The sequence below is a fragment of the Geojedonia litorea genome (genome assembly GCF_042654525.1).
In the GTDB taxonomy this organism is placed as follows: Bacteria; Bacteroidota; Bacteroidia; order Flavobacteriales; family Flavobacteriaceae; genus Geojedonia; species Geojedonia litorea.
Genome location: NZ_JBHSGP010000014.1, coordinates 1,048,999 through 1,073,180, shown reverse-complemented (window position 1 = coordinate 1,073,180; position 24,182 = coordinate 1,048,999). Strand labels below are relative to the sequence as shown.

At 35.1% G+C, this 24,182-nt stretch carries 22 protein-coding genes and 1 tRNA gene; 6 read left to right on the top strand and 17 right to left on the bottom strand.

Going from position 1 to position 24,182, the window contains the following annotated elements; all coding sequences use genetic code 11:
- The first annotated feature begins 51 nt into the window (after positions 1-51).
- Complete coding sequence (locus ACFO5O_RS12740; RefSeq protein WP_387964365.1) at positions 52-669, top strand: hypothetical protein; 618 nt, start codon at positions 52-54, stop codon at positions 667-669.
- Positions 670-961: 292 nt separating this feature from the next.
- Here ACFO5O_RS12740 and ACFO5O_RS12735 read toward each other — a convergent pair whose 3' ends face one another.
- The 8 genes from ACFO5O_RS12735 to ACFO5O_RS12700 all read right to left on the bottom strand — a co-directional run bounded on the left by ACFO5O_RS12735 (position 962) and on the right by ACFO5O_RS12700 (position 12,770).
- Positions 962-1,657: a fibronectin type III domain-containing protein gene (locus ACFO5O_RS12735; protein ID WP_387964363.1), complete on the bottom strand. Its 696-nt coding sequence runs from the start codon at positions 1,655-1,657 to the stop codon at positions 962-964.
- A 2-nt stretch (positions 1,658-1,659) separates the two neighbouring features.
- Entirely contained in the window at positions 1,660-5,148 is a 3,489-nt protein-coding gene (locus tag ACFO5O_RS12730; RefSeq protein ID WP_387964361.1) for a T9SS type A sorting domain-containing protein, read from the bottom strand.
- A gap of 364 nt (positions 5,149-5,512) precedes the next feature.
- A tRNA-Asp gene (locus ACFO5O_RS12725) sits at positions 5,513-5,586 on the bottom strand.
- A gap of 80 nt (positions 5,587-5,666) precedes the next feature.
- Positions 5,667-6,596 carry a DUF58 domain-containing protein gene (locus ACFO5O_RS12720; protein ID WP_387964359.1) on the bottom strand — a complete coding sequence of 310 codons (930 nt, stop codon included), beginning with the start codon at positions 6,594-6,596 and terminating at the stop codon, positions 5,667-5,669.
- A gap of 4 nt (positions 6,597-6,600) precedes the next feature.
- On the bottom strand, positions 6,601-7,143 hold the full coding sequence (locus ACFO5O_RS12715) for a ClpP family protease (RefSeq protein ID WP_387964357.1): 543 nt from the start codon (positions 7,141-7,143) through the stop codon (positions 6,601-6,603).
- A gap of 76 nt (positions 7,144-7,219) precedes the next feature.
- The gene (gene trxA / locus ACFO5O_RS12710) at positions 7,220-7,537 is read right to left on the bottom strand and encodes a thioredoxin (protein WP_119027803.1); all 318 of its coding nucleotides are present in this window, start codon (positions 7,535-7,537) and stop codon (positions 7,220-7,222) included.
- A gap of 226 nt (positions 7,538-7,763) precedes the next feature.
- A complete protein-coding gene (gene dnaE, locus ACFO5O_RS12705) occupies positions 7,764-12,116 on the bottom strand; it encodes a DNA polymerase III subunit alpha (RefSeq protein WP_387964355.1) in 4,353 nt (1,450 codons plus the stop codon).
- Between the two features lie 156 nt (positions 12,117-12,272).
- Positions 12,273-12,770, bottom strand: a complete 498-nt coding sequence (locus ACFO5O_RS12700; protein ID WP_387964353.1) for a DUF6252 domain-containing protein — start codon at positions 12,768-12,770, stop codon at positions 12,273-12,275.
- A 178-nt stretch (positions 12,771-12,948) separates the two neighbouring features.
- Here ACFO5O_RS12700 and ACFO5O_RS12695 point away from each other — a divergent pair, with 178 nt between their 5' ends.
- The 3 genes from ACFO5O_RS12695 to ACFO5O_RS12685 all read left to right on the top strand — a co-directional run bounded on the left by ACFO5O_RS12695 (position 12,949) and on the right by ACFO5O_RS12685 (position 14,937).
- The gene (locus ACFO5O_RS12695; protein WP_387964351.1) at positions 12,949-13,548 is read left to right on the top strand and encodes a 30S ribosomal protein S16; all 600 of its coding nucleotides are present in this window, start codon (positions 12,949-12,951) and stop codon (positions 13,546-13,548) included.
- A 104-nt stretch (positions 13,549-13,652) separates the two neighbouring features.
- Positions 13,653-14,180, top strand: coding sequence for a ribosome maturation factor RimM (rimM, locus tag ACFO5O_RS12690; RefSeq protein WP_387964349.1), 528 nt, complete (start codon positions 13,653-13,655; stop codon positions 14,178-14,180).
- Positions 14,181-14,226: 46 nt separating this feature from the next.
- A complete protein-coding gene (locus tag ACFO5O_RS12685; protein ID WP_387964347.1) occupies positions 14,227-14,937 on the top strand; it encodes a tRNA1(Val) (adenine(37)-N6)-methyltransferase in 711 nt (236 codons plus the stop codon).
- Here ACFO5O_RS12685 and ACFO5O_RS12680 read toward each other — a convergent pair whose 3' ends face one another.
- Both ACFO5O_RS12680 and ACFO5O_RS12675 read right to left on the bottom strand, forming a co-directional pair.
- Positions 14,938-15,816, bottom strand: coding sequence for a dimethylarginine dimethylaminohydrolase family protein (locus tag ACFO5O_RS12680; RefSeq protein ID WP_387964345.1), 879 nt, complete (start codon positions 15,814-15,816; stop codon positions 14,938-14,940).
- Positions 15,817-17,124, bottom strand: coding sequence for an amino acid permease (locus ACFO5O_RS12675; RefSeq protein WP_387964343.1), 1,308 nt, complete (start codon positions 17,122-17,124; stop codon positions 15,817-15,819).
- Positions 17,125-17,349: 225 nt separating this feature from the next.
- Between ACFO5O_RS12675 and ACFO5O_RS12670 the strand changes: the two genes are divergently transcribed.
- Together ACFO5O_RS12670 and ACFO5O_RS12665 are read left to right on the top strand one after the other, a co-directional pair.
- Positions 17,350-18,528, top strand: coding sequence for an acyl-CoA dehydrogenase family protein (locus ACFO5O_RS12670; protein ID WP_387964341.1), 1,179 nt, complete (start codon positions 17,350-17,352; stop codon positions 18,526-18,528).
- Positions 18,529-18,589: 61 nt separating this feature from the next.
- Entirely contained in the window at positions 18,590-19,489 is a 900-nt protein-coding gene (locus tag ACFO5O_RS12665; RefSeq protein ID WP_387965131.1) for a metallophosphoesterase family protein, read from the top strand.
- Here ACFO5O_RS12665 and ACFO5O_RS12660 read toward each other — a convergent pair.
- The 7 genes from ACFO5O_RS12660 to trmB all read right to left on the bottom strand — a co-directional run bounded on the left by ACFO5O_RS12660 (position 19,486) and on the right by trmB (position 24,148).
- Positions 19,486-19,818 (bottom strand): 2Fe-2S iron-sulfur cluster-binding family protein, encoded by a 333-nt coding sequence (locus tag ACFO5O_RS12660; RefSeq protein WP_387964339.1) that lies wholly within the window; start codon positions 19,816-19,818, stop codon positions 19,486-19,488. The two genes, ACFO5O_RS12665 and ACFO5O_RS12660, sit on opposite strands and share 4 nt — an antisense overlap.
- A 33-nt stretch (positions 19,819-19,851) precedes the next feature.
- On the bottom strand, positions 19,852-20,919 hold the full coding sequence (locus tag ACFO5O_RS12655) for an NAD(P)/FAD-dependent oxidoreductase (protein ID WP_387964337.1): 1,068 nt from the start codon (positions 20,917-20,919) through the stop codon (positions 19,852-19,854).
- Positions 20,920-20,981: 62 nt separating this feature from the next.
- Positions 20,982-21,224, bottom strand: a complete 243-nt coding sequence (locus tag ACFO5O_RS12650; RefSeq protein ID WP_387964335.1) for a NifU family protein — start codon at positions 21,222-21,224, stop codon at positions 20,982-20,984.
- Positions 21,225-21,227: 3 nt separating this feature from the next.
- Positions 21,228-22,364, bottom strand: coding sequence for an Mrp/NBP35 family ATP-binding protein (locus ACFO5O_RS12645; RefSeq protein ID WP_387964333.1), 1,137 nt, complete (start codon positions 22,362-22,364; stop codon positions 21,228-21,230).
- Between the two features lie 147 nt (positions 22,365-22,511).
- Entirely contained in the window at positions 22,512-22,841 is a 330-nt protein-coding gene (locus ACFO5O_RS12640) for an MGMT family protein (protein ID WP_387964331.1), read from the bottom strand.
- Positions 22,841-23,470, bottom strand: coding sequence for a LysE family transporter (locus ACFO5O_RS12635; protein WP_387964329.1), 630 nt, complete (start codon positions 23,468-23,470; stop codon positions 22,841-22,843). Before ACFO5O_RS12635 ends, ACFO5O_RS12640 begins: the two co-directional genes overlap by 1 nt.
- A 3-nt stretch (positions 23,471-23,473) precedes the next feature.
- Positions 23,474-24,148 (bottom strand): tRNA (guanosine(46)-N7)-methyltransferase TrmB, encoded by a 675-nt coding sequence (trmB, locus tag ACFO5O_RS12630; RefSeq protein WP_387964327.1) that lies wholly within the window; start codon positions 24,146-24,148, stop codon positions 23,474-23,476.
- Positions 24,149-24,182: the final 34 nt, after the last annotated feature.

Here is a 24,182-nt window from a genome sequence, read left to right as displayed (position 1 = left end):
AACTATTCATTATAGTCAATAAATAAATTGTTTAATTAATCTAAAATAAAAATGAAACTCTTCAAACTTTTATTCGTTTTAGGCGGTGTGACACATATGCTCACTGCTTGTGATGCCCCTCAAGATCTCAACTTCAGCGATGTAATTACCCAAGCCGACCTTAAGGTGACGACCAATTCAAACGAGCTTACAGCTGTTCCTTTTAAGGCAAAATTGTTTACAAGGCAAGCAGAAGACGCCTTGACCGAAGTTTGTTCATTCAATTCTCCTACCGATTTTTGGGGCCTTGAACATCAGATAGGTGAAGGTACGGGCACCCATTTGGGCAAATTTACTGTTGATTTTAAATTTTGCTTTCACATTGTATTAGATGAACAAGGGTTCCCTGATTTTGAAGGTGGATTTGGGGAATTTGATAGAGCGGGAGGCTCTCCTCCTGTTATAGAAGCTGCCAATGGCGATAGGTTATTTGCTGAAGTCAGGGAAGAATCAAGCCTAATACCCATTCAAGATGACACCTATCGATTTAAGTTTGAAAATCTCTGGCACATTACTGGCGGCACTGGAAAATTTGAAAACGCTTCTGGCGAATTTATTGGTTATGGTATGGTAAGACGTGAGGGTACAGGTACCGACCATACATGGGAAGGGAGGATTATTTTAAAATAGGATTTGTGAGGTAATTGTAAAAGTGTAGTTAAGCCAAGGAACATATAATTTGATTATTGAAGAAGAACCAAGGAAAGTTTTTATTGAAATGTTGGCTAAAAACAAAAAAGCATCCCAATCTTCTATTCAGAAAAAAGGAAAGCTTTCCATTGGTTTAACTACTTAAACCTTTAGCAAACACTAGGTGTTTACTAACAACACAACTTCATTTGATTGCCAAAAAAAGCCTCAACTCTCATTGAAGCTTTTTACAATTTTGCGGTCTGGACGGGACTCGAACAAATTATAATATTTAGTCTGTGCTAAAACTCCAAACTTGACCAATAACATTACCACCTGCATCATCTTTAACAACAATTTTCCAATAATAATTTGTTGCTGATACCGTAGTTACGTTCAAAAAAGTTGCATTCTGATTTTCAGAGACTAATGTAACCGGAGGATTATTTGTTCCAAAATAAACATCAAAAATCAATGGGTCACCATCTGTATCACTCGCTGTCCATTCCAAAGTAGTTGTACCTTCCTGTATCGTATTATTTAATAATGGTCTAACCAATTCAGGTGAAAATGGAAGATGATTTGAAATACCATCCCCTTCTGTATAGAAATTAAATGTTGATGAATATTCACTGGATGCATTTCTATTGTCTGAAGCCTTCACTCTCCAATAATAAGCAATTCCTTTTTCCAATGTAAATGTTTGATTCAAAGATGCACTGTTAGCCGAATAATTTATTTGTCCAAAAAGGTTATCCTTTGATACTTGAATAGTATAGGTTATAGGGTCATTATTAACATCAATTGATGCATTCCACAGGAAATCCAAAGTACTATCTAAACATAGCAGGTTGTTGGTAGGATACACCAAAGTTGGTGTTGAAGGAGCTACATTTACCTCGTCTGGTGGTGTTATATCCTCCCCAGAGCCACCACTACAGGAATAAATGAATATAACAAAAATATTTACGAATAAAAACTTCTTCATGATTAATGCTTGATTAATTTTAATGTAACTGGCCTTTCCAAATTTATTTTTATGAAGTAAAAACCATTGGAATACCCCTTCAAACTTAATTGCACCTTACCATCAATTACAGGATAACTTGTATTTAAAATTAATTGTCCATGTATATTATATAACTCTATTTCTACATTGTCAGAAATAATAGGTAAGGTAATTTCAAAATCTCCAGTTGTAGGGTTAGGAAAAGCAATTATTTCTTCATTCAATGAAATTAATTCAGAAAATGTTCCTTCACAAGCTACTTCTGTTTTAACCTCTAGGGAATCTCCTTGCTTAACATCCACAGAAAATGAAGGTGAAAATGTATGAAGGACGATTTCATTGTTCACCAAAACTTTGAATGGAGGTGTCCCTTCATTTAACGTGATTGAAATTCTTCCTGAATTTATAGAAGATCTTCCTGATATGATGGCTCCTTCATCTAAAACAAGATTAAAGCATTGTTCATAACCTTCGGAGGTGACAGAAATACAAAAATCATAAACTCCAGGCGCCAGATTTTCAATTGTAAGATTATTATTGAATTCATAAAGAACACCATTAACAGTAACATTATAATTATGTAATTCTACTGCAGAAATAATAATTTTAGCATTATTCTTATTTTTACAAGTCTCACCAATAGTTTCTATAGTAAAATTGTTAGATGGCAGAATAAAACATCCTGATGAGTTTACAGTACTACCTTGTGATGTATTTGGGCATAAATCCAGATTATTCATTACACCATCTAAATCATCATCTTTTTGACTTTCAGAACAGCCATCGTCATCAACAAATTCTCCATTAGGTGTATTTGGACATAAATCCAAATTATTAGAAACACCATCGTTGTCATCATCCAATTGACTTTCAGAACAACCTTCCTCATTTACAGATTCCCCGAATGGAGAGTCAGGGCATAAATCTAAAAAATCACTTACCCCATCACTATCATTATCAACAGGACCATTATATTTATATTTATGGATAAACCCTCTATACCAGCTATATTCTTGGAAGGTGTATATTTGATTTCCAAATCTGCCTGTTAGAATTAAATGGTCATTAGAGTCCAGTCCTGAATAGGCAAAGTCTAAAGCATTTGGCAATTTAAATTCTTCAACCAATTCTCCGCTTTGATTAAGTACCTTAACCAAATTATCATAATAAGAATTCACAAAAATAAACTCTTGCATTTCAAATAATTGAGAATAATTATAAAATATATCTGAATTATAAGATACCAATGACAAATCTGCATCATAAATATTAATAGTGCCTTCGTTGTTTGAAATTAGGTCAGCAATGGTAAAAACCCTTCCATTTTTCAGTGCTTTTATTCTACTTATTCTATTATTAATATTAATATACTTATAAGTATTGGAAAGTGAAATTCTGTGTAGTTTTTCATTTATTTGACCCCATGAAGATCCAAAAAACAAATCTCCGTTTTCTGCAATATCAACAGCTCCAATACCCCCATAGGTACCATTAATTGCCAAATTAATTGAAAACTCTAAAGATAAATTTTTATAAACATTCATTTTTGGTGATGTATCACCAGAAGTATTACTTCCAGTATACATGTAAATAAAGGAGTCCCCATTTGAAGAACTATAAGGTTTTAAAAACTCGAGTCCTTCAAGCAATGTAGTAGTTAAAAGATTTCCATTATTGGAATCAAATGTGTAAATCACTGTATCACGATCAAGTGAATTTTGATTATATATTGGAGGTGTGGCTATATTTATATTGTTGTTTTGGTCGACATAAACATATCTATTCTGAAAACTAGGAACAGTAAAAACAATATCGCCGGATTCAGATACCTTAATCAGTTCAAAATTTTCGGCATTTATTTTTGAATTAATATATAGATTGTTTTCAGAATCCAATACTACATTATCCTCCATAGACGTAGAGTATCCAATTAAAAAATTAGGAGATTCTATTCTCCATAGCACATTAAGATTAGAATCATATTTTGTAACACTTTTATTTAATTCTGCTCTTGACCCACCAATAAATAAATTATCTGGGCCCAATTTCTCTTCAGAAATCACCAAATAATTATCATTGTGATCAATAATTAGCCTTTGTCTAAAAGCTTTAGAAGTTCCTTCACCTGAAAATGTATAAGAATTTAATAATTGGTCTGGGGAAATCTTTTCTAAAACAATATTGTTTTGTGTAAAGAAATCAGATTCTGGATACATTTTCTCATATGTGGTTCCAGAAACAATAACATTTGAACTGTTAGTTTTTGTAATATCAGATATATCGAAAGAAGAAGAAAAATTAAAATCATCAACTAAAGACAAATCCTTATTCAATAACGAAATTACATTATTATTGTTCAGAACAAAAAGAGTATTATCATCATTAAGCCTACTTCCGATAAGATTAGTGAAATTAGTGCTAAACGATTCAATCTCAGCCCCAAAATCATCTAATCTTTTATTGATTATCTTACCAATTGAATTATCTTCATAAATAACACAAATTTTATTATCTATATCAATATAACTTCCTAATAAATTATAATTTATTGATGTGCCAAATGAATATTGAATCTCTCCTTCTTTATTGATCTTTGTATAAGCAAAACCTTTACCATCACCTACTAAGTTGGGGTTGATTAAATATAAATTCTCATTGCTATCAACCTTTAATTGAATTTGATCAACAACTTGTGTGAAATTTTCATCAACATAATTTGGCTGATCGTTAAGAAGGTAAATTTCATCTACTCCAATCCCTATTCTTCTCAAAAAAAAATCATAATAACCAGCATCATTGTCCTTTCTAACTAAAGTATAATAGATTCCATTACTGTAAATACTATTTATCCCATTATTTGAAAGAACAGTATTTACTTCTTCTATAATTGCTCCTGATCCATCAATTGTTAAATAATTAATTGCTGAATTGCCATTCCCTTCAGAATCATTCAGATTAATAGGGTTATAAATAACTCTCAAAATATCATCTTCAAAAAACGAGTTAAAATAACCATAGTCAAAATAATCAGCACCATTAAGATTACCTATTGTTTTTGTCCAAATTTTGTTACCATTTGAGTCATATTTTAAAATAAAAATCAAACCGTTGCTGTTTGATGCCTTAAAAGAACTTCTTCCAATTATAATTAAATTATTATTAGAGTCTAAATATGAGGAAAGCGGAATATCATAAGATAAATCCGTATCTACTGAATATCGTTTTTGCCATCTTAAACTAAAATCAACACCAAGTTTAGTTATAATAATATCTGTATAGGTAGAGTCCCTCTCTGTTGTACCTATGTTATAAATATTTCCAAATTCATCAGGGATAGCAAAATATGAAATATCCCTGTTTGTATGATGATTCAAACCAAAAGATGCTTTTTTTATTGGATCTAAAAAATCTTGAGCCGTAACTGCAAACACAAATAGTTGAAGTGTACTTATAATAATTAAATTTTTCATCTTTTGGTTTAATCAAAATTTAGTTTCAAATATATTTTAATTAATTGATTTTTTTATAAAAAGAATGTTTTGCTTTAATCTATATTCGCTTTAGTCCTTGTAACTCAAAACTGATCCTTATCTTTAAAATCTCACTAAAGTGGTCTTATATATACCTTATTGTATGCCTTTTTAGAAGATATTTTTAGTGACAACAACACCTAAAAACAAAAAAGCATCCCAATCTTCTATTTAGAAAAAAGGAAAGCTTTCCATTGGTTTAACTACTTAAACCTTTAGCAAACACTAGGTGTTTACTAACAACACAACTTCTTTTGATTGCCAAAAAAAGCCTCAACTCTCATTGAAGCTTTTTACAATCTTGCGGTCTGGACGGGACTCGAACCCGCGACCCCCTGCGTGACAGGCAGGTATTCTAACCAACTGAACTACCAAACCGTTGCATTATTGCGGTTGCAAATATACGCTCGTTTTTTTATATCCCAAACATTTTTTAGCGTTTTTTTAATTTATTTGCTTTACCCAAATTTATGACGCTCTACCATATAGGTCATCAAGATTTTGTCAAAATCTTTATTAATATCTGCTTCAACATATTTTATCTGATATTGGCCGCATTTTAAGCGTATAGCATTAAAATAATCGCCTACAGCCTCTTGATAGGAATCCTTTATCGTTTCCGGATAAAGATTTATGTAATCTCCCGTTTCAACATCTACAAATCGTTTTGGACTATTATCAAAATCGAATTTAAATTCCTTATCCTTATCAAACACATGAAATAAAATGACCTCGTGTTTGTTATGCTTTAAATGCCGCAAAGCCTCAAATAATTTAGCATCGTTTGTTGCGGTTTGAAACATATCAGTAAAAAAGAAAATCAACGAGCGTCTATGGATTTTTTCGGCGATCTGATGTAAATAGGTGTAAGTTTCAGTCTGTTTATTTACAGGTTTAAATAACACCATAGAACTCAATTGCCCCAGTAACATTTGATGGTGCCTTTCGCTTCCTTTTTCGGGCGCATAATAATCATAAGCATCACTATAAATACTCAATCCAATGGCATCGCGCTGCTTTTTTAAAATATGCATCAAAGATGCCGAAGCCAATGCTGAAAATGCGATTTTGTTCAAACTATTAATCCCAAACTCCTTTAATTGTGGATAATGCATAGAGCTGCTATTATCGATTATGATATGACAGCGCAAATTGGTTTCTTCATCATAGCGCTTAGTAAAGAGCTTGTCGGTTTTGGCATAAAGCTTCCAATCGATATGCTTGGTGCTTTCGCCTTGATTATAAATTTTATGTTCGGCAAATTCGGCAGAAAACCCATGAAACGGACTTTTATGCATTCCTGCAATAAAACCTTCAACTACTTGTTTAGCGAGTAATTCAAGGTTTTTAAAGCCTCCCGTTTTATTGAGTTCTTGTTGAATTTCCATGTATCTATAAAACCTTATCTACAATTCCGTAAGCCACAGATTCTTCAGCACCCATCCAATGATCTCGATTAAAATCCTTCATGATCTTGTCAAGCTTCTGACCACAATTATCGGCTAAAATTTGAGCACTTAATTCTTTGGTTTTTAAAATTTCTTGAGCCGTAATTTCGATATCACTGGCTGGACCACGAGCTCCACCGCTAGGCTGATGGATCATCACCCTTGCATGTGGTTGAATAAACCGTTTTCCTTTTTCTCCTGCAGATAGTATTATTGATCCCATTGAAGCCGCAAAGCCTGTACAAATTGTAGAGACATCGCTTTTTAAGGATTTCATACAATCGTAAATAGCAAATCCTGAAGTCACATAACCTCCTGGACTATTAATATATAGGTGAATGTCTTTGGTTTCTAAACTATCTAGGTACATTAATCGATCTATCACATGCTTTGCAGATTTGTCATCGACCTGTCCCCAAAGGAAAACTTTACGCTCTTCAATTAATTTGCTATCTATAGCATCTTGTATTTTTGATTTATTGCTCATGCTGTTTAATTTTCTTCTAAAATAAAAAAAGGTTCACCATTATGGCAAACCTTTTATCATTTCTTTTAGACTTATATTATAAAAGTGAATCGATAGCTTCAGTATAAGCATTTTTTGGAGCAACACCTACTTGTCTGCCAACGACTTCACCGTTTTGAAACACCAAAACTGTAGGAATATTTCTTACACCGTATTTAGCCGCAAATTCTTGATTAGCATCGACATCAACCTTACCAACAACTGCTTTTCCTTCGTATTCTTGACTAATTTGATCAATGATTGGACCAACCATTCTACAAGGTCCACACCATGCAGCCCAAAAATCAACCATTACTGGTTTATCACTTTTTAATACCGTTTCTTCAAACGTCGCATCTGTTATCTCTAATGCCATAATAGTATTCTTTAATTACGTTTATTTTAACTTACAGTGCAAAATTAGTCAAAAAAATCCCTAATCCTTACATTGGTGGTATTTGTTTTGGCTATATGCTAATTGAATGCTGTTATAAAGCCTATCAGGGCACATTATTTTACAAATAACCGGGCTTTCGCAAGTCGCTCTTTTCAAGGAGCTCCAACAATAGCTCAATCCCTTGTGCAATTAAGAATTCATATAATTAATTCAACTTATAAAACACATCATTGTTTTCGAGTTCATCTAAAAGTTCTTGAGATATCTTAACCTTTTGTTTGCGGCTAGGCATACTCAATTTTAATTGCTCGTCATTGTCATAAACCACAAAGTTGAGCGCATGATCCCCTTTATGTGTTTTAATGAGGTCTTTTAATACATTGATTCTATGCTCTTGTAAATCACTAATATTCAACTGAATTGAAAGTTTTTTGGCGTAGGTATCCATCACATCATGTAGCAACTGAAAATTATTAAACTGAATTCTGGGCTCGCTCTTTTTACCAGTATCCTTATTGGTCCAACCTTCACGTATAAAAGCCTTGACATAAACGAATGAATTTTTAACCAAAAAGTGTCTAAATTTTAAATATTCTTCACCAAAAATTCGAAATTCAAAACTGTCGGTATAATCCTCAACCGTAAACGCCGCCCAACCCTTTCCTTGTTTACTAACACGATGCTGAATTGTAGTCACCACGCCACCAAAGGTCAACTCTCTATTCACATAAGGTTCAAGATTATTGAATAATGCCAAAGTTGCATTACAAAATGTATTCATTTCAATTTTAAAATCGTCTAAAGGATGTCCAGAAATATAAATACCCACGACTTCTTTTTCTCGGGCTAATTTTTCCATGGTTCCCCATTCTTCGCAAGGCGGTACTTGAGGCTCTGCAATCTGTACATCACTAGCATCACCAAACAAGCTTACTTGAGCCGAATTTTCATTTTCTTGATGCTTACTTCCATAGCGAATAGCCTTTTCTAAAAAAGTAATTCCATCGCCTTCATCCGAAAAATATTGAGCGCGATGTGTATTTTTAAAACAATCGAAACCTCCAGCTAAAGCCAAATTTTCAAAAGCTTTTTTATTGGCTGCACGCAAATCAATACGTTTAGCCAAATCAAAAATTGATTTATAATGACCATCTTTTTTTCGATTTTCCACAATTGTTATAACAGCACCATGACCTACGCCTTTAATAGCACCCATTCCAAAACGCACTGCATTATCCTTATTCACCGAAAATTTATAATAACTCTCATTAACATCGGGTCCAAGAACATCTAAACGCATACGCTTACACTCTTCCATAAAAAAGGTCACCTGTTTGATGTCATTCATATTATTGGAAAGCACGGCCGCCATATATTCGGCTGGGTAATGCGCCTTTAAATAAGCCGTTTGGTAGGCAATCCAGGCATAACAAGTAGAATGCGATTTGTTAAATGCATAACTCGCAAAAGCTTCCCAGTCTTTCCAAATTTTTTCTAAAACATCACGAGGATGTCCGTTAGCTTCTCCTCCATCTAAAAATTTTGGTTTCAGTTTCTCGAGAAGTGCAAAGATCTTTTTTCCCATGGCTTTCCGCAAGACATCCGCTTCACCTTTGGTGAAACTTGCCAAACGTTGTGAAAGTAACATCACCTGCTCCTGATACACTGTTATACCGTAGGTTTCCTTGAGGTTGTCTTCCATGTCAGGGAGATCATAAACAATCTCTTCCCTACCGTGTTTTCTGGCAATAAAACTTGGAATGTATTCCATTGGGCCTGGACGATACAAAGCGTTCATAGCAATGAGATCATCAAAAACCGTTGGTTTAAGATCCTTAAGATGTTTTTGCATTCCTGCAGATTCATATTGAAATATACCTACTGTCTCTCCTCGTTGGAACAATTCATAGGTTTTTTCATCATCTAAAGGAAATGTATCAGGATCTAAAGTTATACCATGTTTCGCTTTAACAATTTTTACGGTATCTTTTATTAGGGTTAAGGTTTTTAGTCCTAAAAAATCCATCTTCAATAGCCCTGCATCTTCAACAACAGAGTTGTCAAACTGGGTGACATATAAATCAGAATCTTTTGCAGTTGCTACAGGCACGAAATTGGTAATATCGTCTGGGGTAATAATCACACCGCAGGCATGGATTCCTGTATTTCTAACAGAACCTTCGAGGGTTCTTGCTAAATTAACTGTTTGAGCTTCGAGATCATCACCATCTGAAATATTTAATAACTGATTGACTTTTTCTAAATCTTCAGACCTAAAGGCTTTGTTTAATTCCTTTTCATCATAGCCAAAAATCTTACCAAGTTTTGACATGGTTGGAATTAATTTTGCAATTCTATCGGCATCAAATAAAGGAAGATCCAATACACGTGCTGTATCCCTAATGGATGATTTTGCTGCCATGGTTCCATAGGTGATAATTTGTGCTACCTGATTACTTCCATATTTTTTAATCACGTAATCCATAACCCTGCCTCGACCTTCGTCATCAAAATCAATATCAATATCGGGCATACTCACACGATCTGGATTTAAAAACCGCTCAAAAAGTAAATCGTATTTTAAAGGATCAATATTGGTAATCCACAAACAATAGGCGACTACAGAACCAGCTGCCGAACCACGACCGGGACCAACAGAGACATCCATTTTTCGAGCTTCGCGAATAAAATCTTCAACAATTAAAAAATACCCTGGATAACCGGTGTTTTTTATAACATCAAGTTCAAAATCTAAACGTTCAATTATTTCATCAGTCAACTCACCATAGCGCTTTTTAGCACCTTCATAGGTTAAATGACGTAAATAATCATCTTCATTTTCAAAGCTATCAGGTATATCAAATTTTGGAAGAAGGACTTCTCGGGCCAATTGGTAAGCTTCAACTTTATCAACGACCTCCTGAATATTACTAATAGCCTCCGGAATATCACTAAATAGTGCCTTCATCTCTTTAGACGACTTAAAGTAATATTCCTGATTAGGTAATCCGTAGCGGTATCCGCGACCGCGACCTATTGGAGTTGCTTGCTTTTCACCATCTTTAACACAAAGCAAAATATCATGTGCATTAGCATCTTCCTTTTTGCAATAATAGGTATTGTTAGTCGCTACAAGTTTTACTTGGTGTTGATTTGCCAATTTAACCAAAGTAGGATTTACTCTGTTTTCATCTTCCTGATTATGGCGCATCAATTCAACATAAAGATCCTCGCCAAACTCTGCTTTCCACCAAAGCAAGGCCTCTTCGGCTTGATTTTCTCCAATATTCAAGACTTTGCTAGGAACTTCGCCATATAAATTTCCAGTGAGGGCAATAAGGTTGTCTTTGTATTGCGAAATCAGATTTTTGTCAATCCTAGGCACATAATAAAAGCCATTTGTATACGCAATAGACGATAATTTGGCCAAATTATGATAACCCTTTTTATTCTTGGCAATCAGCACTATTTGATAACCGTTATCCTTTCTTGACTTATCCAAATGGTTCTCACACACAAAAAATTCACAGCCAATAATAGGCTTTATTTCTTTCACTACAGGCTGTTCACCTCTAGCCAATGCTTCTTCATTTTTGGCTTTTACAGTTTTATTATAATTAGTAACCTCTTTAACAAAATGGAAAGCCCCCATCATATTGGCATGGTCAGTTAAGGCAACAGCTGGCATTTTTTGTTCAGCCGCCGCGTTAACCAAGTCTTTAATACTTATGGTAGATTGCAATATTGAAAATTGCGAATGATTGTGCAGGTGCACCACCTCAACATCGGCAAGTTCTGAAATATTTTCACGTAGCTCGGCTTCTGAAATATCATCAGTCTGTGCTTCTTGAAGGCGTTTGTTTATCTTGGCACTTGCCTTTTTAAGGTTGATGTGTTTTAGGCCAATGAGTTGAATTTCGTCTGGGTTGGCTTTGGAAAATTTTTGAAAATAATCAGGCTGAACATCTAATTGCTCCTTTGTAAACTCTTCTCGTCTTACCAATTCCAAAAAACATCGCGTAGTAGCCTCTACATCGGCCGTTGCATTATGTGCTTCATCAAAAGGCTCATTAAACAGATATTCATGTAACTCGGTTAATGTTGGTAACTTAAACTTACCATAGCGTCCTCCTGGCAATTGACAAAGTTCTGCTGTGTGCTCGGTACAGGTATCTAAAACAGGTAATTCTTGAAGTTTATTAGCAATATCGGCACGAACAAACTCGGCACCCATAATATTGAGGTCGAAACCAACATTTTGCCCTACTACGAATTTTGTTTTATTAAGGACTTCATTAAATTTTTGAAGCATCTCAACTAAAGAGACACCTTGCTCTTCGGCGAGTTCGGTTGAAATTCCATGTATTTTTTCAGCATCAAAAGGAATATTGAATCCTTCTGGTTTAATCAAATAATCTTGATGATCGATACAATTCCCAAGTTCATCATGCAATTGCCAAGCTATTTGTACACAACGTGGCCAGTTATCAGTATCTGTAATAGGCGCATCCCAACGTTTTGGCAAACCTGTGGTCTCTGTATCAAAAATTAAGTACATTCAGAAAGTATATTTGTATGATGTTTAGTCGTTTAGAATTCACTAACGAAGTCTATAAAATTACATAATTAAATTACTTTTAAAAGTGAAAGTTATAAACAGTTGTAAACAAAAAAGGCACCCAAACTGGATGCCTATTTTAAATATTTAACGAGCTTAATTATTGGCATCTAAACCACCAACTAATGGCACCTTATAGAGTTGCCCTTCGTTAAAATTAATGCGCTTTAAACCATCGGCTGTATAGGCATTAAACCAAAAAGTTCCGTTTAAGGTTTTAGGAGTTGCATTATTATCAAAACTCTGAATTACGATTTGACCATCTGACGGATAGATTGAAAAACTTGGGTCTGGTTCATTTTTTGTTGAATATACTACGCCATTAGCATCTGTAAATCGCGCTTCATTACCAGTACCTGGACCAAAGACATAAGTCCCTCTATTGTCATTAACTGTTACAAACAGTAGGGTTTCTATATTATTTCCACCCTCAATAACCAAACCTCCAAAATCAATATCAGCCGCCTGATATACCGCCCTCCAAAGTTCACCATCCTTATTGCCTTGTATGGCAGGCATATTAAACTGGATATCATCTGAACAATTGAAAAGTGTCAGGAAAGCTAACAGACATATTTTAAATACACGTTTCATAAGCAATCAGAGGTTCGTTTGGTGAATCCTAAATACAAATAACTAAAAAACTAGTTTAAAATTATAATAAATTTGAAAATTAATCTTATTTAAAAATAAATCTCTTAAAATTAAATATTTGTAGTATCTTTGCGCTCTCATTAATAACAGGGGTCGTGAACCTCACAAATTAATTTATATGCCAGTAAAAATTAGATTACAAAGACACGGTAAAAAAGGAAAACCTTATTACTGGATTGTTGCAGCCGATGCAAGATCAAAAAGAGATGGTAAGTACCTAGAAAAATTAGGAGCTTACAATCCTAACACCAACCCAGCAACAATCGACCTTAATGTTGATGGTGCAGTAACTTGGTTACAAAATGGTGCTCAACCTACAGATACGGCAAGAGCCATATTATCTTATAAAGGAGCATTATTAAAAAACCATTTAGTAGGTGGTGTTAGAAAAGGCGCTTTAACTGAAGAGCAAGCCGAAGCAAAATTCAACGCTTGGTTAGAAGAAAAAGCAGGTAAAGTAGATGCTAAAAAAGATGGATTAGCCAAAGCACAAGCTGAAGCTAAAGCTAAAGCTTTGGAAGCAGAAAGAGCAGTAAATGAAGCTAGAATTGCTGTTGAAGAAGTGGTTGAAGAACCAACTGAAGCCGTTGCTGAAGAAGTAGTAGCTGAAGAAACTTCTGAAGTAGAAACTGCAACTGAAGAAGCCACCGAAGAAGTGGTTGCTGAAGAAGCGGCTCCAGAAGCTGAAGAAGTAAAAGCAACTAAAGAAGAAGAGTAAAAACTATTTTTTTATACTTTTAGCCCAGACCTTATCCGTCTGGGTTTTTTGTTTAAATTAGACTATCAGTCTTAATAGTCATAGATCCAAAACCTAAAATTAAAATGCAAAAGAGTGACTGCTTTTATCTCGGTAAAATTGTAAAAAAATACAGCTTTAAAGGTGAATTATTAATAAAATTAGACACTGATGAACCCGAGCTCTATGCCGATTTAGATGCCATATTTATTGACTTGCGTAATAACTTGGTGCCCTTTTTTATTGAAGCTTCACAATTTCATAAATCAGAATTATTGCGTGTGAAATTTGAAGATGTGGACACCGAGCAGGATGCCGACAGCTTACTTAAATGTGACGTGTATCTCCCATTGGAGTTCTTGCCAAAACTTGAAGATGATAAATTTTATTTTCACGAGATTATTGGGTTTAAAGTTGAAGATGTTAATTATGGCACAGTTGGTATTGTTAAAGCCATAAACGATTCTACTGCACAAACCTTATTTGAAATCGATAGAGATGGGGTTGAAATATTGATCCCTATGAATGATGCTTTTATTACAAAGGTTGATAAAAAAAATAAAATTATTGTTGTTGACACTCCTCCTGGTTTAATAGAATTATATCTGCAATAATAAATCTTAAAGATTGGCATTTGGAATTTAAAAATTGGTGCTTTTCATGAAACCCTTCAAATTCAAACAATTTACGGTTAATCAAGACCAATGCGCCATGAAAATTGGCACTGATGCTGTGTTATTGGGCGCTTGGACTTCTTTAAAAACCATTCCAAATACCATATTGGATATTGGCGCAGGAACAGGCGTCATTGCTTTAATGCTAGCGCAACGCAGTAGCGCCGAACTTATTGATGCCATTGAAATAGATGAGGATGCCTATGAACAATGTGTCGACAATTTTGAGCAATCTCATTGGGGAGATCGCCTATTTTGCTATCATGCGTCATTAGAAGAGTTCGCTGAAGAAATTGAAGAGAAATACGATTTAATTGTTGCTAATCCCCCGTTTTATGCTGAAGATTTTAAATCGGATAACGTATTAAGAGATATGGCTCGCTTTCAGGACGCAATGCCATTTGAACATTTATTAGAAAGTGTATCAAAATTATTATCCGAAAAAGGTGTCTTTTCAGTAGTAATTCCTTTTAAAGAGGAAAATAGATTTATTGATTTGGCTTCAACTTTTCACTTATTTCCAAATACTATTTTAAGGGTTAAGGGCAACCCTTCTTCAGAAATTAAACGAAGTCTTATTGAATTTTCATTTAGTAAAACAAATCCAAAAGTTGATCATCTTATTATTGAAACCTCAAGGCATCAATACACCGAAGATTACATCAATCTCACTAAAGATTTTTATTTAAAACTGTAGTCAATAGCTTCTTAAAAGAGGTCTGGTCAAACACGTCGGGCCTCCACCGCCTTTTAAACTAATTTCTTCGCCCTTATAAGTGGTTACGGCACAACCCATAGCTTCTAAACCAGCTTGTGTCACTGGATTACCTTCTACCATAATACATTGTCTTGGTGCCAAAGCCAAAACATTACAACCCATAGATTCAAATTCGTTTTCAGGTACTTCAACAAATTGAAAACCTCGGCGAATAAGCTCATTTCTAAATTTAATAGGCATTAAGGGAGAATAAACTACTGCAAGGTCTTTGTCTACTGGGCTTAAAATAGACATCAAATGAAACACATCGGCTTTACCTTTATAATGAGGCAATTCTGCGACAATAATAGTAATCCCTTTTGGTTCTAATAAGGATTTTAATTGGAGAATGCCTTCTTCATTGGTTCTGTAAGAATGGCCTACAGCCAACGTTGTTTCGTCTAACCATGCAACATCGCCACCTTCAAGAGTTCCAGGATATCTAATCTCACCTAGAATAGGAATATTGCTTTTAAGATATTCTTGACGATGCAAAACGGGTTCGTTAATTCTTCCTCCCTTACCCATATTACAAAGAATCATTCCTAAATTAGTTGCTATTGAAGCATCTCGGCAATAGATTGCATCGATTTTAACAGCCTCATTAATTGGAAAATGATTGACTTTAAGTTTAGATTTCAATAAAAGTGCTTCGAAAGCTTTATATTCCTTAATGGCTTTGTTGTAGTTAGGTTGGCTCAAATAGTTCAGACCTTCCCATTCTTCCTGCAATTTTAAATCTGAAACAAATGCATTCTCAACTGGGTTGATAAAAACTGATTGCAATTGTAAATATTCAGAATGATACGTAGAATTCATTTATTCTTTTCGCTTTTTATTGTATTTCATTAGTACGTAAAATGGAATACCTGCTATTAATAAGATAAAGCCATAATAAACAATAGTAGGTCCAGAACCAAAAATTGACCATAAGGCGTATAAAAACCCTAAACCACCTAACACAAATGTTTTGACCATACTATTGATTTGAGTTTTCTTTTCAATAATAAGTAATACATAGGCCGCAGCAGTGAATAAATAAGGAACTACAGCAACAAACACAACCATGTCAACAATAAATGTAAACTGATCAACCAAGCCCTCTTCCAAATTCATTAAAAGCACCCCTGTGGTTAATACACTACCAATAATTAGACCCAAAACAGGAGCACCGTTTTCGTTTTGCTTCTTAAATATTTTTGGAAATAGACCATCATTTGCAGTAGCCATAGGAACTTGGCCTGTTACTAGCACCCAACCATTTAACACGCCAATTCCTGAAACGACCACACCAAAAGCCACAAAATAACCACCAAGATCTCCTGCTATTAGTTTTGCCGCTTCAGCAAAAGGTGCGGCAGAACCTTGTAATTTGTCTAATGGTAATATTCCAAATAACACAACTGTTCCAGCAATATAGACCAGAGCCACCAACAATGTGCCAATCATTGTGGCTTTAGGTATATTTTTCTCTGGATTTTTTATGTTGGCGGCAGGGACGGTTGCACACTCTAAACCAAGAAATGCATATAATGTGAGTGCCGCTACTGCTGGTAAAGTAGTAATATTGCTTTCAGTTGTTAGGTTAAATGCTGGAAAGTTTTCAAACTTAAAGAAGAATAATCCAACAATAATAACAAACGCAAGGGGCGAAAGCTTCAAAATTGTTGTAATGACTTGAACGCGTCCTGACTCCTTAATACCTCTAGTATTAATCCAAGTAAATAACCATAGTAATCCCAACCCAATAACGACCGGATAGAACGTATTACTCTCAAGAACAGGAAAAAAGAAACTTAAACCTCCAACTATCCCAATAGCAAGTGCGGCGTTACCTATCCAACATGAGACCCAATAACCCCAAGCCATTAAAAATCCTATAAAATCCCCAAATGCTGCTTTAGGATAAGCATACGGCCCTCCGCTTTTTTTAACAATTTTACTTAATCTACTAAATAGTGTTGCTAAAATTAGAGCTCCTATTGAGGTAAATACCCATCCTAAAAGACTAATACTTCCATATCTTGCCAAAGAAGAAGGGAGCACAAAAATTCCTACGCCTATCATATTACCTACAACCAATGAGGTTGCAGTTATCAATCCGATTTTTTGCGGTTTTGAATTCATGGTTGGTTGATTAATGTGTTGATTGTTAAATATACAATAATTAAAGCTTTGCAAATTCATCTGAATAGTACCTCTAAATACAAAACAACTTTATCATATTCATAAAATTATTACCTCTTTTTTAATTATTTCTCAATATTTTTTTATCGATTTGAGAAGTAATACCTAACTTTGGAGTCGTTAAATTTTCGGGAATATTTAATCCGAATGACTTAAAAAAATCAAATGAAACCAGACCTTTTTCAAGCTCCAGATTATTATAATCTTGATGAACTTTTAACTGAAGAACACAAATTAGTGCGCGATGCCGCCAGAGACTGGGTAAAACGTGAAGTTTCGCCAATCATTGAAGATTATGCCCAAAAAGCTGAATTTCCCACACAAATTATTAGTGGTTTAGCAGAAATTGGGGCATTTGGACCTTACATTCCTTTAGAGTATGGTGGTGCAGGATTAGATCAAATCAGTTATGGTTTAATTATGCAAGAAATTGAGCGTGGCGACTCTGGAGTTAGAAGTACAGCATCAGTACAATCTTCATTAGTAATGTATCCTATTTGGAAATATGGTAACGAAGCCCAACGCCAAAAATACCTGCCAAAATTAGCTAGTGGAGAATGGATGGGATGTTTTGGCTTGACTGAACCAGACCATGGAAGCAACCCTGGCGGAATGGTGACTAACTTTAAGGATATGGGCGACCATTATCTTTTGAATGGAGCTAAAATGTGGATCTCAAACGCACCGTTTGCACAAGTTGCTGTAGTTTGGGCTAAAGATGAGTCTGGGCGCGTTCATGGTTTAATTGTTGAACGAGGAATGGAAGGATTTTCAACCCCAGAAACCCATAATAAATGGTCCTTAAGAGCTTCGGCAACTGGAGAATTAATTTTTGATAATGTTAAAGTTCCAAAAGAAAATTTACTTCCTAACAAATCAGGGTTGGGTGCGCCTTTAGGTTGTTTGGATTCTGCACGCTACGGTATCGCTTGGGGGGCTATTGGAGCCGCAATGGATTGCTACGATACAGCCTTACGATATAGTAAAGAACGTATGCAGTTTGGAAAACCTATTGGTCAATTTCAATTACAACAAAAAAAGCTTGCCGAAATGATTACTGAAATCACAAAAGCACAGTTGCTAACTTGGCGACTTGGTGTTTTACGAAATGAGGGGAAAGCAACTTCGGCTCAAATATCTATGGCAAAACGCAATAACGTGGATATGGCCATAAATATAGCTCGTGAAGCACGTCAAATTCTTGGCGGCATGGGCATTACAGGCGAGTATAGTATCATGCGCCATTCCATGAACTTAGAAAGCGTTATCACTTATGAAGGCACACATGATATCCATTTACTTATTACCGGATTGGATATAACAGGGCTAAATGCATTTAAATAGATATAAAGTGTATTTCAAAAAGCGGGTGTAATAACTCGCTTTTTTTATGGATATTTACAACATGTCATCTGCAACTCGATTTAATCGCGCTTATCAAAACGCTAAAGTTATTCCGTTTTCAAACACTGATAAATTTATTCTGTTTAGTGATTGTCATCGCGGAGACAATAGTTTTGCTGATGATTTCGCCAATAATCGCAATATTTATTTTCACGCTTTAAAACATTATTACGCCGAAGGATTTCAATATTGTGAACTTGGTGACGGTGATGAATTATGGGAAAATCTTTCATTCGAACCCATTTTTGAAGCACATCAAAACGTTTATTTACTCATGAAACTTTTTCATGAGCAAAACAGATTGCATCTCATCTGGGGAAACCATGATATGGTCTATCGTAATCCAAACTATGTAACAAAACAGCTTTCAACCTATTTTGATAAAAAACTAGGTGAACATGTCGATTTGTTTTGCGGAATTAAATATCATGAAGGTATTGTTTTAAAACATACCGAAACCCAACAAGAGCTTTTTTTAGCTCATGGCCACCAGGCCGATTGGTGGAACTATACCTTTTGGAAGTGGAGCAGGTTTTTAGTCAGAGTTCTTTGGAAACCTTTAAACGTCATGGGTATTGCAGACCCTACAAGTCCCGCTAAAAATTACAAGGAATTAATTAAGATAGAACGACGCACCAAAAAATGGATAGCCGACAACCAAAACCGTATTACTATAGTTGGCCATACACATCGTCCAAGATTTCCAGAACCTGGTGATATTGCATTTTTTAATGACGGAAGTTGTGTTCACCCTAGAAGCATTACAGGCATTGAAATTGAAAATGGTGAAATTTCATTAATTAAATGGCAAATTGCCACCAAAGAAGACGGAACACTTCAAATTGTTAGAATACTTCTTGAAGGTCCTCAAAAATTAATAGATTACAAAACCGAAGTCTAACTTTCAGGGGCAAGTTCAACCTCTAATCCATTCATTTCAGGCGTCATTTGAATTTGGCAGCCCAATCTGCTATTATCTTTTACATAAAATGCTTCACTTAACATAGCTTCTTCATCATCTTGCATTTCAGGAAGTGTATGTTCTGATAATACATAACATTGACATGAAGCACACATCGCCATACCGCCACAAACTCCAATGGTTCCTTCTGGGGCTAGTTCATAACTGCGCACAACTTCCATGAGATTCATTGCCATATCGGTGGGTGCTAACACTTCATGTGCTACGCCTTCTCTATCGATGATTTTTATTGTAATGTCTTGTTCCATAAAATTTAGTGATTAGGAGTCAGGAAATAAAGATTAATTAATTGATTTCACCGTGGCCTTCGGTGCTTCTTTTCGTGTTCCATCAAAGCCATCTATACCACTTACTGTGGTATACTTCAACACATATTTTTTGCCTGGATTTATAATTTGATACGCCGCTTGACACATTAATGTGGCTTCATGAAAACCACAGAGAATGAGTTTTAATTTTCCCGGATAGGTATTAACATCCCCTATTGCAAAAATTCCAGGAATATTGGTTTGATAATCTAATGCATTGTTAACCTTGATGGCATTCTTTTCAATTTCGAGTCCCCAATTGGCAATAGGGCCAAGTTTTGGCGACAACCCAAATAAAGGTATAAAATGGTCACATTCAATTTCGAATTCCTTATCAATATGGATATTATCAGATTGTTTAACCACCACAGCACTTACCTCATAATCACCAACAATACCTATCACTTCAGCGGGCGTGATAAGCTGGATTTTTCCTTTGTTTTTTAATTCCTGAACTTTATCAACTGAATCTAAGGCACCACGGAATTCATTTCGTCTATGAATCAAAGTAACTTCACTTGCCACATCTGAAAGGAAAATACTCCAGTCTAAAGCAGAATCTCCTCCTCCAGAAATAACTACACGCTTGTTGCGATACATTTCGGGATCTTTTATGAAGTACTCAACCCCTTTATCTTCGAATAAATGAATGTTATGAATCAAGGGTTTTCGAGGTTCGAAACTACCTAAACCACCAGCAATAGCCACAATTGGGGCATGATGCTTTGTTCCTTTATTAGTAGTGACAATAAAACTTCCATCCTCCTGCTTGTCTATGGTTTCAGCGCGCTCGCCTAAAGTAAATCCTGGTTCAAACTGTTTGCATTGCTCTAAAAGACGCTCGGTTAAATCACCAGCTAAAATTTCGGGATAGGCAGGAATATCATAAATTGGCTTTTTGGGATATATTTCGGAACATTGACCTCCAGGCTGTGGTAAAGCATCAATAAGATGGCATTTAAGTTTTAATAATCCAGCTTCAAAAACTGTAAATAAGCCTGTTGGTCCCGCACCAATGATAAGTATATCTGTTTTAATCATGAATATCTCAATTTCAAGAACAAGTATTTACTAGAAATAACTCTTATTATAACCTAACCTTCTTAATGTTCTACATTAATCACTTGTTCTATTTGTGGTGCGTATTTTTTAATGGTCATTTCAACTCCAGATTTCAAGGTCATTTGGTTGACGCTACAACCCACGCAAGCGCCTTCTAATTGCACGCGCACTAATTTATCATTTTCAATAGACAACAGTGAAATATTACCCCCATCACTTTGTAAAAACGGACGAATCTCATCTAAAGCTTTTTCAACATTAATTTTAAGTTCTTCTGTCGTCATACCTTACTTTTTAACTGCTGCACATCCAGCCATGGTTGTAATTTTAATTGCTTCTGTTGGTGGTAAATCGTCGTTTCGTCTCACTAATTCCTGAACCACATTTTGAGTTAAGACTTCAAAAGCTTGCTCTAAAGGCGTTGCGGTTTGTAATGCAGCTGGACGACCCACATCACCTGCTTCTCTTATACTTTGAACTAATGGAATTTCACCTATAAATGGCACACCTAAATCTTCAGCTAGGTGCTTTGCCCCTTCTTTTCCAAAGATATAATATTTATTCTCTGGCAATTCTTCCGGGGTAAAATAGGCCATATTTTCTATTATTCCTAAAACAGGGACATTGATACTTTCCTGTTGAAACATCGCTACTCCTTTTTTGGCATCAGCTAAAGCCACATTTTGAGGTGTGCTTACCACAACAGCTCCTGTTATTGGAAGCGACTGCATGATACTTAAGTGGATATCTCCTGTTCCAGGAGGTAAGTCAATGAGCATGAAATCTAATTCTCCCCAATGGGCATCAAAAATCATTTGATTTAATGCTTTTGCGGCCATAGGGCCTCGCCATACCACGGCTTGGTTAGGTTGCGTAAAAAACCCAATAGATAAAACTTTCACGCCATAATTCTCTACAGGTTTCATTTTAGATTTACCTTCAACATTGACGGCTAATGGGCGTTCACTTTCAACATCAAACATAATTGGAATAGATGGTCCATAAATATCGGCATCAAGCACACCTACTTTAAAGCCCATTTTGGCTAATGTTACGGCCAAATTCGCTGTAACCGTAGACTTACCAACGCCTCCCTTTCCTGATGCCACAGCAACTATATTTTGAATACCAGGAATAGGTTTGCCTTTGATAACATTTGTCGCGGGTTTAGCTGGCGCATCTACTTTTACGTTAACCGTTATTTTGGCCTTTTCATAAACCTTATCATGAATGGTTTTTAAAATTTCAACTTCGGTTTTTTTCTTGGCCTGTAAACTTGGATTTTTAATGGTAATATCTACAATCACCTCATCACCAAAGGTGATCACGTTGGTCACTGCACCACTTTCAACCATATTTTGTCCTTCACCAGGAGCAGAAATGGTTTCAAGTGCATTTAATATATCTTTTTTGTTCAACTTCATAGTACTATTCAAACTGATGTAATTCTATTTATTAAGAATCATTCTAAAGTGCAAATATACAGCGAAATGTTTACAATATAAAGCCGTTTAATTGAAAGGATTTATAGTAGGATGAGATTTATGAATGAACCTAAATTATACACAGTTCTACAATTCTTTTGAAGGATCCCAAAACACAGACTTTAAGTCTTGAATTTGACTGTCAATCACTTTAATGCCTTCACTCTCAAGCAATTGCTGCATTAAGTTTGTTCCATCAAAATGATGTTTCCCAGTTAGTAAGCCTTTTCTGTTCACTACTCTATGGGCAGGAACTTCTTTCCCATGTGAGGCATTCATAGCATATCCCACCATTCGTGCACTTCTTGCAGCGCCTAAATAGCTAGCAATAGCCCCGTAACTTGTTACTCTTCCAAAAGGAATTTGGGTGGCAACTTGATAAACCTTATCAAAAAAGCTTAATGTTTCAGGTTTCATTACATCTCTTTTATAATATTTATCAGCGTAACTACAGCAATTATTCCGGTAATTCCTCCAATAATATAGTTCATGTTTTTTTGAGAAGTAAAGTGTCTTCCTTTAATCTTATCAAAAAAGAAAATATACACATACAACATCACAAAAGTTCCCATTGCTGCTCCTGCCACGTAACTTATAATTATAGTTTGATCAAAACTCAACCAACCAATAGTAGCCAAAGTGGTAGTCATATAGGCTTGATAAGGAATAGGAAACATATTAATTCCAGATAACAACATCCCCTGAAAAAATCGACTATGTTTACTTTTAATATCAGTATCCACTTGAAGTTTAGGCTGCTTTTTAGCTACGGCCAGAAAATAAATGGTAATAAGGACAAAAATCACAAAGGCAACACGTTGTAAAATATCAACAACATCAGGATGATTGCTCAAATAGCGTGCAAAAATTGCTGCAATGTAAGTTTGAACTATTACAATAACACAAACACCTATTGAAAACATAATACCTCTAATATGGCCTTCTTTAAGGCTGATTTTTGCGGCAGTCATATTCAATAACCCAGGTGGTATCACACCAATTAGAGCAATGATAAGCCCAAGAAAAAATACAATTGTAATGTTCAAATTCTATTTTATTTTGAATCTAATATACGTAATTGGTTTGTTCTGTTCTAGATATTGGCTTTCATAAAACGTTTGTATGGCAGTTACTTCTTCAGGGCTTCCTTCTTGCTTATATACATTGTGGTTAGCGTAAAGTACTTCATGTCCTGCCCCATGTAACAACCCAAGTGTATAGCCATGCATAAATTCACTATCTGTTTTTAAGTTGACAACCCCATCTTGTTTTAATATGTTTTTGTACCGCTTTAAAAACGCGGCATTAGTCATACGGTGCTTGGTACGTTTATATTTTATTTGAGGATCAGGGAAAGTAATCCAAATTTCATCAACTTCATTTTTAGCAAAAGCGTATTCAATAAGCTCAATTTGAGTTCGTAAAAATGCCACGTTGGTAACCTCTTCTTCAATTGCGGTTTTGGCACCTCTCCAAAATCTGGCACCTTTGATATCTATTCCAATAAAATTTTTGTTAGGATATTTTTTTGCTAACCCCACACTATACTCTCCTTTACCACAACCTAATTCTAGAACTAAAGGATTATCATTTTTAAAAACTGAAGTTCTCCATTGTCCTTTTAACTCAAAATTTTCGCCCACCAATTCGTCTCGTGTTGGCTGAAACACGTTAGAAAAAGATTCGTTTTCTTTAAATCGCTTTAATTTATTTTTACTTCCCACAAGTTTTTCAAAATTTTGGTAAAATTAAGGAATT